Annotated in this window: 1 protein-coding gene; it reads left to right on the plus strand. The window is 61.8% G+C overall.

Features of this window, described 5'->3' with window-relative positions:
• A partial coding sequence (locus AC27K1_RS21825) for a cadherin-like domain-containing protein (protein WP_487152901.1) occupies positions 1–241 on the plus strand: 241 nt, incomplete at both ends.

Below are 241 nucleotides of genomic sequence, written 5' to 3' on the forward strand. Positions count from 1 at the left end.
GTCAGTGACCATCACCCGACTGCCAGCGGCTGGCAGCCTGACGCTGAATGGCTCAGCGGTGACAGCCAACCAGGTGATCACGGCGTCGGATATCGGCAACCTGGTGTTCACCCCTGCCGCCAATGCCAACGGCGCCGGTTATGCGAACCTGACATTCACGGTCAGCGACGGCAGCCTCAGCAGCGCAGAAACCACCCTGACCTTCAATGTCACGGCGGTCAGTGATGCCGCAGTGATTGGT

This window comes from Kistimonas ophiarachnellae (assembly GCF_057552235.1).